Origin of the sequence: Nitrosomonas sp., assembly GCF_019635155.1 — a bacterium.
GTDB lineage: Bacteria > Pseudomonadota > Gammaproteobacteria > Burkholderiales > Nitrosomonadaceae > Nitrosomonas.
Map to the genome: position 1 here is coordinate 1 of NZ_JAHBZY010000023.1, position 13,221 is coordinate 13,221.

The 13,221-nt window shown below is 41.3% G+C and carries 14 protein-coding genes and 1 tRNA gene; all 15 read left to right on the forward strand.

From position 1 onward, the window contains the following. Positions 1-296 precede the first annotated feature (296 nt). The 15 genes from pstC (at position 297) to nuoI (ending at position 13,202) form a co-directional block, all read left to right on the forward strand. Positions 297-1,208, forward strand: coding sequence for a phosphate ABC transporter permease subunit PstC (pstC, locus tag KF839_RS13390; RefSeq protein WP_416362374.1), 912 nt, complete (start codon positions 297-299; stop codon positions 1,206-1,208). An 84-nt stretch (positions 1,209-1,292) separates the two neighbouring features. Continuing rightward, on the forward strand, positions 1,293-2,219 hold the full coding sequence (gene pstA, locus KF839_RS13395) for a phosphate ABC transporter permease PstA (RefSeq protein ID WP_292918351.1): 927 nt from the start codon (positions 1,293-1,295) through the stop codon (positions 2,217-2,219). Positions 2,220-2,225: 6 nt separating this feature from the next. Beyond that, positions 2,226-3,020 carry a phosphate ABC transporter ATP-binding protein PstB gene (gene pstB, locus KF839_RS13400; RefSeq protein ID WP_292918352.1) on the forward strand — a complete coding sequence of 265 codons (795 nt, stop codon included), beginning with the start codon at positions 2,226-2,228 and terminating at the stop codon, positions 3,018-3,020. Positions 3,021-3,233: 213 nt separating this feature from the next. Continuing rightward, positions 3,234-3,989, forward strand: a complete 756-nt coding sequence (tpiA, locus tag KF839_RS13405; RefSeq protein WP_292918353.1) for a triose-phosphate isomerase — start codon at positions 3,234-3,236, stop codon at positions 3,987-3,989. A gap of 18 nt (positions 3,990-4,007) precedes the next feature. Further along, a complete protein-coding gene (secG, locus tag KF839_RS13410; RefSeq protein WP_292918354.1) occupies positions 4,008-4,382 on the forward strand; it encodes a preprotein translocase subunit SecG in 375 nt (124 codons plus the stop codon). Between the two features lie 59 nt (positions 4,383-4,441). Continuing rightward, a tRNA-Leu gene (locus KF839_RS13415) sits at positions 4,442-4,523 on the forward strand. A gap of 55 nt (positions 4,524-4,578) precedes the next feature. Further along, complete coding sequence (locus KF839_RS13420; RefSeq protein ID WP_292918355.1) at positions 4,579-4,935, forward strand: NADH-quinone oxidoreductase subunit A; 357 nt, start codon at positions 4,579-4,581, stop codon at positions 4,933-4,935. Positions 4,936-4,939: 4 nt separating this feature from the next. Further along, positions 4,940-5,416 carry a NuoB/complex I 20 kDa subunit family protein gene (locus tag KF839_RS13425; RefSeq protein ID WP_292918356.1) on the forward strand — a complete coding sequence of 159 codons (477 nt, stop codon included), beginning with the start codon at positions 4,940-4,942 and terminating at the stop codon, positions 5,414-5,416. A gap of 7 nt (positions 5,417-5,423) precedes the next feature. Continuing rightward, positions 5,424-6,044 carry an NADH-quinone oxidoreductase subunit C gene (locus KF839_RS13430; RefSeq protein WP_292918357.1) on the forward strand — a complete coding sequence of 207 codons (621 nt, stop codon included), beginning with the start codon at positions 5,424-5,426 and terminating at the stop codon, positions 6,042-6,044. Positions 6,045-6,099: 55 nt separating this feature from the next. Beyond that, on the forward strand, positions 6,100-7,353 hold the full coding sequence (locus KF839_RS13435) for an NADH-quinone oxidoreductase subunit D (protein WP_292918358.1): 1,254 nt from the start codon (positions 6,100-6,102) through the stop codon (positions 7,351-7,353). A gap of 2 nt (positions 7,354-7,355) precedes the next feature. After that, entirely contained in the window at positions 7,356-7,832 is a 477-nt protein-coding gene (nuoE, locus tag KF839_RS13440; RefSeq protein WP_292918359.1) for an NADH-quinone oxidoreductase subunit NuoE, read from the forward strand. Then, the gene (gene nuoF, locus KF839_RS13445) at positions 7,829-9,106 is read left to right on the forward strand and encodes an NADH-quinone oxidoreductase subunit NuoF (RefSeq protein WP_292918360.1); all 1,278 of its coding nucleotides are present in this window, start codon (positions 7,829-7,831) and stop codon (positions 9,104-9,106) included. Before nuoE ends, nuoF begins: the two co-directional genes overlap by 4 nt. Before the next feature lie 58 nt (positions 9,107-9,164). After that, positions 9,165-11,576 carry an NADH-quinone oxidoreductase subunit NuoG gene (gene nuoG / locus KF839_RS13450; RefSeq protein ID WP_292918361.1) on the forward strand — a complete coding sequence of 804 codons (2,412 nt, stop codon included), beginning with the start codon at positions 9,165-9,167 and terminating at the stop codon, positions 11,574-11,576. 24 nt (positions 11,577-11,600) lie between these two features. Further along, positions 11,601-12,698: an NADH-quinone oxidoreductase subunit NuoH gene (gene nuoH / locus KF839_RS13455; RefSeq protein WP_292918362.1), complete on the forward strand. Its 1,098-nt coding sequence runs from the start codon at positions 11,601-11,603 to the stop codon at positions 12,696-12,698. Between the two features lie 15 nt (positions 12,699-12,713). Next, positions 12,714-13,202 carry an NADH-quinone oxidoreductase subunit NuoI gene (nuoI, locus tag KF839_RS13460; protein WP_108698550.1) on the forward strand — a complete coding sequence of 163 codons (489 nt, stop codon included), beginning with the start codon at positions 12,714-12,716 and terminating at the stop codon, positions 13,200-13,202. Positions 13,203-13,221: the final 19 nt, after the last annotated feature.

A 13,221-nucleotide genomic window follows, 5' to 3' on the forward strand; every position in this document is an offset into this window, starting at 1 on the left:
GGATGATGAGGAATAAGTGTCATTAGCTTCACTACTTTGTACTTCGGTTTTATTATGAATGAAAAATTCCGGAGATTATCAAATCTCCGGAATTTTTTGTATAGCGAGAGAATAATAAAAAATATTTCGAGTTTTTATTAATTAGCTGATAACCACGTGGTTGATTAAATAAATCGAACAATTCATAAGTAATAAGATAAAAACAATTGCTAATTGTTTGGCATCTCTCTCTTGCTATATTGCTGTAATCTATAGAAGGGCCCCTCGCTGTGGCAGATAAGTCACAAAATAAAAAAATAATTCTAGACGCTGGCAAACTTGGTTATAGCTTTCGTCGACGAATTCATGAAAGATTTATAGAGTCATTTCTTTTCTTATCAGCAGTTTTGTCAGTGGTGATTATGCTGGCGATTATCGTGATGTTGCTGAAAGAATCCATTGTCTTTTTTCAGCATGTTTCAATTTGGGATTTTCTGACCGATACTCAGTGGACGCCATTATTCGCTGATGCTCACTATGGAATCTTGCCATTAGTTTCAGGTACGGTGGTCAGTTCACTGATTGCGTTATCAGTTGCGCTCCCGATGGGAACGATCATTGCGATATATCTATCAGAATTTGCGCCATTTACCGTACGTGAGTTGGCTAAACCATTTCTTGAGTTGTTAGGTGGAATACCCACGGTTGTTTATGGTTACTTCGCTTTACTATTTGTAACTCCTTTATTACAGAAAATTTTTCCAGAGTTACCCGGATTCAATTTATTGTCGGCCGGACTGGTAATGGGGATTATGATCATTCCCTATGTCAGTTCCATGACTGAAGACGCAATGAGAGCGGTACCGATGAATTTGCGTGAAGGTTCTTATGCGATGGGAGCAACAAGGTTCCAGACTGCTATTAGAGTTGTTATGCCAGCGGCATTTTCTGGAATTGCAGCCGCATACATTTTAGGAATTTCACGTGCAGTTGGAGAGACGATGGTGGTTGCAATTGCAGCTGGCATGCAACCAAACTTGACGTGGAATCCGATGGAACCTGCAGCGACGATCACTGCTTATATAGTGCAAGTGAGCTTGGGTGATTTACCGCATGGAAGCATCGGTTATCAAACGATCTTTGCGGCAGGATTGACACTGCTAGTAATAACGCTTGTATTTAATATTATCGGTCACGTTTTACGTAAAAGGTATCGAGAGATATATTGATTGATAAAACCGGATTGCTTGAAATTAAAGCAGAGTTGTCAAAAAATTGAGCTGACAGATCAAACTCATGGGTAAAATGACACAATGAGAAGTGTTAATAATCTTGAAGAAATCAGAAGAATTATTAGCCTGCATAAAAGATGGGATTTAATTTTTCTGATTGTAGGAGTGGTTGCCTTAATGATTGCCATTTTGATTTTTATGGCTTTATTTCTGCATATGTTGATTGAGGGGATGCCGCGTTTATCTTTAGATTTTTTTACTTCATTTCCCTCACGTAGACCTGAATCTGCGGGGATTTTGTCGGCATGGGTTGGAACAACTTTGGTGATGCTGGTTACCGCTTTTGCGGCGGTACCATTGGGCATAGGATCCGGTGTATACCTTGAAGAATATGCACCAAAGAATTTGCTGACAGAAATAATAGAAATTAATGTAACCAATTTGGCGGGAGTTCCTTCCATTATCTATGGATTGCTTGCATTGGGATTATTCGTTTATCAACTAGGGTTTGGTCAAAGTATTTTGGCGGCGGGTTTGGCGTTAGCGCTCTTAATACTCCCAGTAGTAATCGTTGCCACGCGTGAGGCGATTCGATCAATTCCAGTAACTATCAGGGAAGGTGCATACGCGCTTGGTGCTACCAAATGGCAGACAGTATCGGATCATCTATTGCCGTATTCGTCCGCGGGAATTCTAACTGGCATTATTATTGGTTTAGCAAGAGCTATCGGGGAAACTGCTCCGATAATAACGATAGGTGCTTTAACCTTTATCGCATTCTTGCCGCCTTCGCCTATAAAGAGTGAATTTCCATACTTGTCGTTTGAATGGTTGACAGCGCCTTTTACAGTAATGCCAATACAGATGTTTAACTGGGTATCTCGTCCGGAAGAAGCATTTCAATTGAATGCAGCCGCTGCCGGACTGGTCTTGGTTGCAATGACGCTTGCTATGAATGGATTGGCTATCTATTTGCGTTATCGGATGCGAAAAAATATTAAGTGGTAAGGGAATATGCAGCTTGAATTAGACAAATCTACCGAGTCAGTAAAATACAAATCTGAAGTAAAAGATCTCAGTTTCTTTTATGGCGGTTTTAATGCGCTTAAGAAGATTGATATGGTTTTGCATGATAAAAAAATTACGGCATTAATAGGGCCATCCGGGTGTGGGAAATCGACATTTTTACGGTGTTTTAACCGGATGCATGATTTATATCCTGGAAACCGATATGACGGGCAAATTATTCTCTATCCTGATAATGTGAACATATTGGCATCCAGTGTCGATCCTATCGAAGTGCGTATGAGGATCAGTATGGTTTTTCAGAAACCGAATCCTTTTCCAAAATCAATCTATGAAAATGTAGCTTATGGTTTGCGCGTACGAGGAATTAAGCAGCGTGCCATTCTTGACGAGAAAGTAGAAATTGCTTTACGTAATTCAGCTCTATGGGACGAGGTGAAAGACCGGTTACATGATCTTGCTTTTAATCTTTCAGGTGGACAACAGCAGCGGTTATGCATAGCTCGAGCATTAGCGACCGATCCTGAGATACTGTTGTTCGATGAACCGACTTCGGCGCTTGATCCGATTGCAACGGCAAGTATAGAGGAATTAATTACCGATCTGAAGAATAAGGTTACTATTTTAATTGTCACTCATAATATGCAGCAGGCTGCTAGAGTTTCAGATTACACTGCTTATATGTATTTGGGGGAATTAATCGAATTTAATGTAACCGATACGATATTTATTAAGCCGAAAAATAAGCAAACTGAGGATTACATTACAGGGAGATTTGGGTAAATGGGGTATGGTTTTTTATAATCAATGGGTTGTATGTCAGAGAATAGTGCGGTTTGGCGAGATAAGTAAATAATTAGACAAGACTGGCTTTCTCAATGCTTTGAAAAGAGATGATATTTCTTACAAAGTAAAAATAGACCCAAATTGGGATTAGATTGACTTGAACAAAAATCAACGGTACGATCGACGATTTTAGTATTGGGGTAGCAGCAAATGCGTAGGAAGTTAGTTGCTGGTAATTGGAAGATGCATGGTAATCTAGTAACGAATAAACAGTTACTTGATGAAGTCATAAATGGATTGCAAGGATCGCGCGATGCTGATTATGCTGTATGTGTGCCATATCCTTATCTACCATCCGTAAAAAGCTCATTGCAGAATTCAAATATCGCTTGGGGTGCTCAGAATGTAAGCCAACATGAGAAAGGGGCCTATACAGGAGAGATATCGGCATCAATGTTAAATGATTTTGAGTGTCGTTATGTAATCGTTGGGCACTCGGAAAGAAGAGCTCTGTATGGGGAAAGCAGTCTCATTGTTGCAGAAAAATATTTAGCAGCGCAGAAATCAGGAATAATACCTATACTGTGTGTTGGGGAAACGCTGGAGCAGCGTGAGTCAGGAGTAACGGAAAGAATCATTGAGGAACAGTTAACTGCTGTTATAAATTTGTCGGGTGTTGAATCATTGCAAAAAGCTGTTATTGCTTATGAACCGGTATGGGCTATCGGCACCGGTAAAACAGCCACACCTCAGCAAGCGCAGGATGTGCATACATTTATCAGATCGGTTATTTCTAAGCTAGATTCAAATACCGCTAAAGAGCTGATTATTCTATATGGCGGTAGCGTCAAGGCTAATAATGCAGCTGAATTATTTGTAATGCCTGATATCGATGGTGGATTGATAGGCGGAGCATCTTTGGTTGCAAGTGATTTTGTTGCGATTTGCCAAGCGATGCAGAATTAAATTTTTTGGAGTGACAATTTGGAAATTTTGGTTTGGACAGCACATGTATTGTTAGCCGTCGTGTTGGTAATTTTGGTATTATTGCAACATGGTAAAGGGGCGGATATGGGAGCAGCGTTTGGTAGTGGTTCTGCTGGCAGCCTGTTTGGTCCAAGCGGTTCGGCAACTTTTTTAAGCCGCGCTACTGCTTTTGTTGCAGCGATGTTTTTTGTTACAAGTATGAGTTTGACGTATTTCTCGGCTAATCGAGATGAAAGCGGCAGTGTGATGAGCATCATGGAGCGATCAGAGGAATCATTAGGCTCGAATCTTGATGAGGAATCTGCAACTGAAAGCGGGCAAGTCATACTTGAAAGTGATGGCGATTCAAAAGTAAATAAAATACCCGATTAATTCTGGTACCAGATTTGGTATGGTGGATTATTGATCGCAAAGCGCTTAATTTGTCTGCCGCCGACGTGGTGGAATTGGTAGACACGCCGTCTTGAGGGGGCGGTGGCGAAAGCTGTGCGAGTTCGACTCTCGCCGTCGGCACATCAAAAAAATGCTATAAAATATGAATAACTCCATAGATAATTAAGTTAATAACATGCTTGAGAATTATTTTCCAATATTATTGTTTCTGATAATTGGCTTTTTGGTTGGAGTAGTGCCAATGCTTTGTGGTTGGTTGTTGGCACCAAATCGACCGGATAGTGAAAAATTATCCCCGTACGAGTGTGGTTTTGAAGCTTTCGAAGATGCACGAATGAAATTTGATGTGCGATATTACTTAGTAGCTATCCTGTTCATTCTGTTTGATTTGGAGATCGCATTTTTGTTTCCATGGGCGATAGTCATAGATGAAATCGGTATGTTTGGTTTCATGGCAATGTTGATATTCTTAAGTATCTTGGTTGTAGGGTTTATTTACGAGTGGATGAAAGGCGCGTTAGAGTGGGATTGATGGTATGAGTATAGAAGGAACTCTCGATAAAGGCTTTGTTACAACAAGTCTCGATTCAATTATCAACTGGGGGCGCACTGGATCAATGTGGCCGATGACATTCGGGTTAGCCTGTTGTGCTGTTGAGATGATGGAAACAGGTGCGTCACGTTATGATCTTGATCGTTTCGGAATAGTGTTTCGTCCAAGTCCGCGACAGTCAGATGTAATGATTGTGGCAGGAACATTGTGCAATAAAATGGCTCCGGCTCTGCGTAAAGTTTATGATCAGATGGCTGAGCCGCGTTGGGTGATTTCGATGGGATCGTGTGCTAATGGCGGTGGATACTATCATTACTCTTACTCTGTTGTGCGTGGTTGTGATCGTGTTGTGCCAGTCGATATTTATGTTCCCGGATGCCCGCCTACTGCAGAAGCTTTATTGTATGGAATCATTCAGTTGCAGAATAAGATAAATCGAACTAATACGATTGCACGTTAATTTTGCTATGACTACTTTACAACAAAATAATTTTTCGGAAGTATTGACGAATAGATTAGGTGAGAAGCTTGTTAATTTTCACGTTCAACATGGCGAACTTACCATTGTGGTTGATGCAAGAGAGATAAGCGCGGTTAGTAAAATATTACGCGATGATGCTGCGCTTCTTTTCGATACGTTAATAGATTTGTGTGGGATGGATTATTTGACATACGATGATGATTTGTCAGAAGAATCTGGCCGAAATGCTAAGCGCTTCGCAGTAGTTTATCACTTACTTTCGGTCGAAAAAAATTGTAGATTGCGAATGAGGGTGTTCGCTGATAATAATGAATTTCCGGCAGTGGATTCAGTTACGGAAATTTGGCCCGTCGCCAATTGGTTTGAGCGAGAAGCGTTTGATCTGTACGGTATTGTTTTTTCTAATCATCCGGATTTGCGTCGAATTCTGACTGATTATGGCTTTATTGGTAACCCTTTCCGCAAGGATTTTCCACTAACTGGTTACGTTGAAATGCGTTATGATGAACAACAAAAGCGTGTTATCTACCAACCTGTAAGTATAGAACCGCGAGAAATAACTCCGCTTGTGAGACGGGAAGAATACTACGGCGATTGCGAATTATAAAATCAATCTGATTTGAATCACATAGCGTACAAAAATAAAATTTCGTAAGTGACTTATGGCAGAAATACGTAATTACACCATGAATTTTGGACCCCAGCATCCGGCAGCGCACGGTGTTTTGCGGCTTGTATTGGAGTTGGATGGAGAGGTTGTTCGGCGTGCTGATCCGCATATCGGCTTATTACACCGAGCGACCGAGAAATTAGCTGAAAATAAAACATATCTTCAGTCGGTTCCCTACATGGACCGCTTGGATTATGTGTCAATGATGGTTAATGAGCATGCCTATGTCATGGCCATTGAGAAGTTACTGCAAATTGAAGTGCCCATTAGGGCGCAGTACATACGAGTGATGTTTGATGAAATTACTCGCATACTTAATCACTTGCTTTGGATTGGTGCGCATGCACTTGATGTTGGCGCAATGACAATGTTTTTGTACGCTTTTCGTGAAAGAGAAGATCTGATGGATTGTTACGAAGCCGTTTCAGGTGCGCGATTACATGCTGCATATTATCGTCCTGGGGGGGTATATCGAGATCTGCCGGATACGATGCCTAAATATCAGTCATCCAAAATTCATGATGAGAAACAAACTCGATTGAGAAACGCCAATAGAGAAGGCTCTTTACTTGATTTTATTGAGGACTTTACTAATCGTTTTCCAACATATGTGGATGAATATGAAACGTTACTAACTGATAACAGAATCTGGAAGCAGCGTTTGGTTGATATTGGTGTCGTCTCGCCTGAACGAGCCAAAGCATTAGGTTTTACAGGGCCGATGTTGCGTGGTTCCGGTGTGGAATGGGATCTAAGAAAGAAACAGCCTTATGAAGTTTATGATCGTCTTGAATTTGATATTCCGGTGGGTGTTAATGGCGATTGCTATGATCGTTATTTGGTGCGTATGGAGGAGTTCCGGCAATCAAATAGAATCATTAAACAATGTGTTGACTGGCTAAGAAAAAACCCAGGCCCAGTAATTACTGATAATCATAAAGTTGCGCCGCCGTCGCGTGTGACGATGAAACAGAATATGGAAGAAATGATTCATCATTTCAAGCTGTTCACTGAAGGTATTCATGTTCCTCCTGGAGAAGCTTATGTGGCAGTTGAGCATCCGAAAGGTGAGTTTGGTATATACCTTGTATCCAATGGTGCTAATAAACCCTATCGACTGAAAATTCGTGCGCCAGGATTTGCGCATTTGGCTGCATTGGATGAGATGTCACGAGGTCACATGATTTCTGATGTGGTTGCAATTATCGGTACGCAAGATATTGTATTTGGTGAAATAGATAGATAAAGATGTTAAGTGCGGAATCCTTAAAAAAAATTGATCGAGAGATCGCGAAGTATCCAGTTGATCAAAAACAATCGGCAGTGATGTCAGCTCTTGCGATCGCGCAAGATGAAAAAGGCTGGTTAGCCGATGAAACAATGAATTTTGTGGCAGAATACTTGGGAATGCCGCCTATTGCGGTTTATGAAGTAGCTTCGTTTTATAATATGTATAACTTGCAACCTGTAGGGAAATATAAGTTAACAGTTTGCACTAATCTGCCATGTGCGCTTTCTGGCAGTAACGAGGCGGCTGCCTATATAAAGAAAAAACTTGGTATTGATTTTAACCAAACAACACCGGATGGGCAGTTTACCCTTAAGGAGGGTGAATGCTTCGGCGCTTGTGGTGATGCGCCGGTTTTGTTAGTTAACAATAAACGAATGTGTGGTTTCATGTCCAATGAAAAAATAGATCAATTGCTGGAGGATCTGAGTAAATGAATCAGTATCCACAGACATTGATGAATGGTGTTGATCAAAGTGATCCAAATACTTGGCGACTCAAGAGTTATGAGAAACGCGAAGGTTATGCGGCTCTTAAAAAGATTCTGTCCAAAAAGATTGCCCCAGAAGAAATAATTGAAGAAGTAAAAAAATCGGCGCTTCGTGGCAGAGGTGGAGCAGGATTTCCCACGGGTTTAAAGTGGAGCTTCATGCCTAAAGGATATGAAGGAGATAAATATATCGTTTGTAATTCGGATGAAGGTGAGCCGGGCACTTTCAAAGATAGAGATATATTACGATTCAATCCGCATCTTTTGATTGAAGGAATGATAATCGCAGCCTATGCGATGGGAGCGAAGGCAGGCTATAACTATATCCATGGTGAAATCTGGGAAACATATGAAAGGATGGAAGAAGCCATTGATGAAGCGCGTGCTGCCGGTTATTTAGGTAATAATATTTTAGGTTCGGCGTTTAGTTTTCAATTATTCAATCACCATGGTTTTGGTGCTTATATCTGTGGAGAAGAGACTGCATTATTAGAATCTATTGAAGGTAAGAAAGGTCAACCGCGCTTTAAACCGCCATTTCCAGCCAACTATGGTTTATACGGGAAACCAACCACAATTAATAACACAGAAACTTTTTCATCCGTTCCATGGATAATTAGAAATAGCGGCGAAAAATATCTTCAGCTCGGGAAGCCTAATAATGGTGGTACTAAATTATTTTCAGTATCGGGTCATGTTAATAAGCCTGGAAATTACGAGATACCACTTGGAACTCCATTTGCTGAATTATTGGAAATGGCGGGTGGGATGCGTGGAGGGCGAAAGTTAAAAGCGTGTATCCCGGGCGGCTCGTCCATGCCGGTATTACCCGGCGATATTATGCTGCAAACGGATATGGACTATGACTCGATTGCAAAAGCTGGCTCTATGTTAGGCTCTGGTGCTGTCATTATTATGGATGAAACCACGTGTATGGTCAGAGCGTTAGAACGTTTGTCTTATTTTTATTTCGAGGAATCCTGTGGGCAATGCACACCTTGTCGCGAAGGCACTGGGTGGTTGTATCGTATTGTCAATCGAATTGAACATGGTAAGGGACGTTTGGATGATCTAGAATTGCTGGATAATATTGCAGATAACATTCAGGGAAGAACAATTTGCGCTCTGGGTGATGCAGCAGCTATGCCTGTGCGTGCCATGATTCAGCATTTTCGTGATGAATTTTTATACCATATAGAACATAAGAAATGCATGGTTTGAGTATTAATTATCAAACGCATTGATTCAATATTCGTAATTAACCCAAGAATTTTAACTGATGGTCAATATCGAAATCGACGGTAAACCAGTAACTGTCCCTAAGGGAAGCACCATCATGGATGGTGCCAAACAGATTGGTGTGTATATTCCACATTTTTGCTATCACAAAAAATTATCGATAGCGGCTAATTGTCGGATGTGTTTGGTGCAAGTTGAGAAAGCTCCTAAGCCTTTACCTGCTTGTGCAACGCCGGTTATGGACGGTATGAAGGTATTTACTCACTCACCGCAAGCCGTTAATGCGCAAAAAGGAGTAATGGAATTTCTTCTTATAAACCATCCGCTCGATTGCCCGATTTGCGATCAAGGTGGGGAGTGTCAGTTGCAAGATCTCGCGGTTGGATATGGTGCAAGTGGCTCACGGTATACGGAAGCCAAGAGAGTTGTTGTTAATAAAAATCTGGGGCCGTTAATCTCAACCGACATGACTCGGTGCATACACTGTACCCGTTGTGTGCGATTTGGTCAGGAAATTGCTGGCATCATGGAACTCGGAATGGCGGGACGTGGAGAGCATTCTGAGATACTGTCTTTTGTCGGTAAAACTGTTGATTCTGAATTATCGGGAAACGTAATTGATCTGTGTCCGGTGGGGGCATTGGTAAGCAAGCCATTTCGTTATTCAGCGCGCACATGGGAATTATCTCGACGAAAATCGATTAGCCCGCATTGTGGATTGGGGTCAAATTTAGTCGTGCAAGTCAAGCAGAATCGTGTGATGCGTGTACTTCCACGTGATAATGAAGCAATTAATGAGTGCTGGCTATCGGATAAAGATCGTTTCTCTTATGAAGGTCTGAATTCGGAAGATAGATTAACGCAACCAATGATCAAACGCGATGGACAATGGTTCGAATGTGATTGGCAAGAAGCTTTGGAGTTTACAGGACAAGCATTGTTAAACGCGAAGCAAAAGAATGGGGCGGATAGTATTGCCGCATTAGGATCGCCTCATTGCACAACAGAAGAGCTTTATTTGCTGCAGAAACTATTGCGTGCAATGGGTAGCGGAAACATTGATCACAGATTGCGCCAATCGGACTTCCGTGCTGATAAAAAGCTTGAAGGCATTCCATGGTTGGGAACCAGTATTGCGGAGATATCACAGTTAAAATCAGTGCTGATTATTGGTAGTACGTTACGTAAAGATCATCCATTAATTGCTCAGCGTTTACGTCAGGCTGTCAAAAGTGGGATGGAATTGAATATCGTAAATCCGATTGATGATGACTTATTAACTAAGATCACGAACAAAGCAATAGTTTCGCCGACCTCTATGGTCAGGGTATTGGCTGAGATTCTAAAAGCAGCAGCTGAGATCAAAGGCGAAAATTTAACACAAACGATAAAACAGATTATTGATTCAATAAATATACCAAGTACAGCGAACGCTTCTGCAATTGCTTCCAGTTTGATTGAGAATGCACCAGCTGCAATTTATCTAGGCAACTTGTCGCAACATCACCCTGATTATTCAACTCTTAAGATGCTTGCAAGTTTGATCGCCGAGATATCGGGAGCAAGATACGGAATATTAGGTGAAGCAGCGAATAGTGTTGGTGCTTATTTAGCAGGCGCTGTACCAGAAATTGGTTCTTTTTCATTACCGATGCATGCTGGTAATACGCAGCCTGGTTTGAATGCAGCGCAGATACTGGGTTATCAAGCAGACTTAAATGGCAGTAAATGTAAGTCTTTTATTTTAATGAATATAGAACCCGAGTTTGATACCTATGATTCTTCGAAAGCGCTTGAATCAATTCGGTCCAGTGATTTTGTAGTTTCGTTAAGCGCATACCAAGGAAATGTAAAAGAATATGCTGATGTGCTCCTGCCTATTGCACCTTTTAGCGAAACATCCGGAACCTTCGTGAATGCCGAAGGAAGAGTGCAAAGTTTTAATGGAGTCGTGTCTCCGCTTGGTGATACACGACCGGGTTGGAAGGTATTGAGAGTATTGGCTAATTTGCTTGAACTGGAAGGTTTTGACTATGAAACTTCCGAGCAAGTGCGGGAAGAGATTCTTCCTTCAGGTAATGAAATTAATCAATATTTGAATAATGCGCTAAAAGATTTCAATGGGACTCTGACAATACCTGAAGCACCTGGAATACAGCGCATAGGTGAAGTGCCTATTTATCAAGCCGATCCAATAGTTCGGCGTGCTGAATCGCTCCAACTCACTCAAGATGCTGCGCCGCCAAAAGCATGGATGGTCGCATCAATGTTAGAGAAATTTGGAGTTAAAGCAGGCGATCGAATAACAGTTAAGCAAGGGGGAAGATCTTTGTCAATAGAGGTCGCGCATGATGAGAAATTACCCATTAATTGCATTCGCTTAGCTGGAGCGCATCCAAAGACTTCTGATTTGGGCGCTTTATTTGGTGAAATAGAGGTAGAGAAATTGTGATGGGTGTTTTGGCGGAGTGGGTTGATGGAAAACTTTGAGCAATTATTTGTAGAGATATTTGGGGGAGAGTGGGGCTCCATGTTGTTTTCCCTGACAACAAATCTGTTGTTTATTTTTGCTATTGTTGTTCCATTGCTTCTTGGTGTCGCATACTTAACTTTCGCGGAACGTAAGATAATCGCTTATATGCAGGTTCGTGTTGGTCCCAATAGGGTAACTTTCTTTGGAATACCTTGGTTGCGAGGATGGGGGCAACCCATTGCCGATGCTGTGAAAGCGATTATGAAGGAAATTATTATTCCTACTGGAGCTAATAAGTTTCTGTTCATTCTAGCGCCTGTTCTAACGATTATGCCGGCATTGGCAGCTTGGGCGGTGATCCCTTTTTCACCGGAATTAGTGCTTGCCGATATCAACGCCGGGTTGCTCTATATTTTGGCGATGACTTCAATGGGGATATACGGCATTATTATTGCCGGGTGGGCTTCGAATTCTAAATATGCTTTTCTCGGTGCAATGCGTTCCGCAGCACAAGTGGTTTCATACGAGTTAGCTATGGGATTTGCTTTGGTGTGTGTGTTAATGATGTCGCAAAGTTTAAACTTGGGTGATATTGTGAACGGGCAACAGGGAAATAGTATGCTAAATTGGTATTTGATACCGCTGTTTCCCATGTTTCTGGTTTATCTAATTTCGGGGGTGGCTGAAACAAATCGTGCACCATTTGATGTCGCAGAGGGGGAATCAGAGATTGTTGCTGGTTTTCATGTAGACTATTCCGGTATGGCCTTCACGGTTTTCTTTTTGGCCGAATATTCGAATATGATTCTGGTCGCTACTTTGACGTCTATTATGTTTCTGGGCGGGTGGTTACCCCCTCTTGATTTGGCGCCATTTAATCTTATTCCAGGATTTATTTGGTTACTCTTGAAAATTGCATTTGTTTTATTCTTCTTTCTTTGGTTTCGAGCAACATTCCCACGTTATCGCTATGATCAAATAATGAGATTGGGTTGGAAAATATTTATTCCCATTACACTGGTCTGGATTGTGCTCTTAGGATTAATAATGCAATTACCTGAATCAATGAGAAATTCATTCCCATTGAATATCTGGTTTTAATATAGAGGTAGTACAATGGATCGCATTAAAAAATTCTTTAGTACCTTTTTATTGTTCGAATTATTAAAAGGTATGGCAGTAACTGGTCGGTATCTTTTTAAACCGAAGATAACCGTGCATTTTCCAGAAGAAAAAACTCCGCAGTCACCGCGTTTTCGCGGTTTACATGCATTGCGTCGTTATCCGAATGGAGAAGAACGCTGTATTGCATGTAAATTATGTGAAGCAGTTTGTCCGGCGATGGCGATTACTATTGATTCTGAGCAGCGGGCAGATGGAACGAGAAGAACGACTCGTTATGATATAGATTTAAGTAAATGTATTTTTTGTGGTTTTTGTGAAGAATCTTGCCCAGTTGATTCGATTGTTGAAACACGCATTCTGGAGTATCACGGCGAGAAAAGAGGCGATTTGATTTATACGAAAGAAATGTTATTGGCCATTGGTGATAGATACGAGGATCAAATCGCTAAAGACCGTGAAGCAGATGCGCGCTATCGTTAAATTTGGCTAATTAAAACAA

Bases quoted from the DNA above. Each gene is read 5' to 3' on its own strand.
- pstB (WP_292918352.1), top strand. From the start codon at position 2,226: ATGCAGCTTGAATTAGACAAATCTACCGAGTCAGTAAAATACAAATCT.
- KF839_RS13430 (WP_292918357.1), top strand. From the start codon at position 5,424: ATGACTACTTTACAACAAAATAATTTTTCGGAAGTATTGACGAATAGA.
- KF839_RS13425 (WP_292918356.1), top strand. From the start codon at position 4,940: ATGAGTATAGAAGGAACTCTCGATAAAGGCTTTGTTACAACAAGTCTC.
- nuoE (WP_292918359.1), top strand. From the start codon at position 7,356: ATGTTAAGTGCGGAATCCTTAAAAAAAATTGATCGAGAGATCGCGAAG.
- tpiA (WP_292918353.1), top strand. From the start codon at position 3,234: ATGCGTAGGAAGTTAGTTGCTGGTAATTGGAAGATGCATGGTAATCTA.
- nuoI (WP_108698550.1), top strand. From the start codon at position 12,714: ATGGATCGCATTAAAAAATTCTTTAGTACCTTTTTATTGTTCGAATTA.
- nuoH (WP_292918362.1), top strand. From the start codon at position 11,601: ATGGAAAACTTTGAGCAATTATTTGTAGAGATATTTGGGGGAGAGTGG.
- pstA (WP_292918351.1), top strand. From the start codon at position 1,293: ATGAGAAGTGTTAATAATCTTGAAGAAATCAGAAGAATTATTAGCCTG.
- nuoG (WP_292918361.1), top strand. From the start codon at position 9,165: ATGGTCAATATCGAAATCGACGGTAAACCAGTAACTGTCCCTAAGGGA.
- nuoF (WP_292918360.1), top strand. From the start codon at position 7,829: ATGAATCAGTATCCACAGACATTGATGAATGGTGTTGATCAAAGTGAT.
- KF839_RS13420 (WP_292918355.1), top strand. From the start codon at position 4,579: ATGCTTGAGAATTATTTTCCAATATTATTGTTTCTGATAATTGGCTTT.
- KF839_RS13435 (WP_292918358.1), top strand. From the start codon at position 6,100: ATGGCAGAAATACGTAATTACACCATGAATTTTGGACCCCAGCATCCG.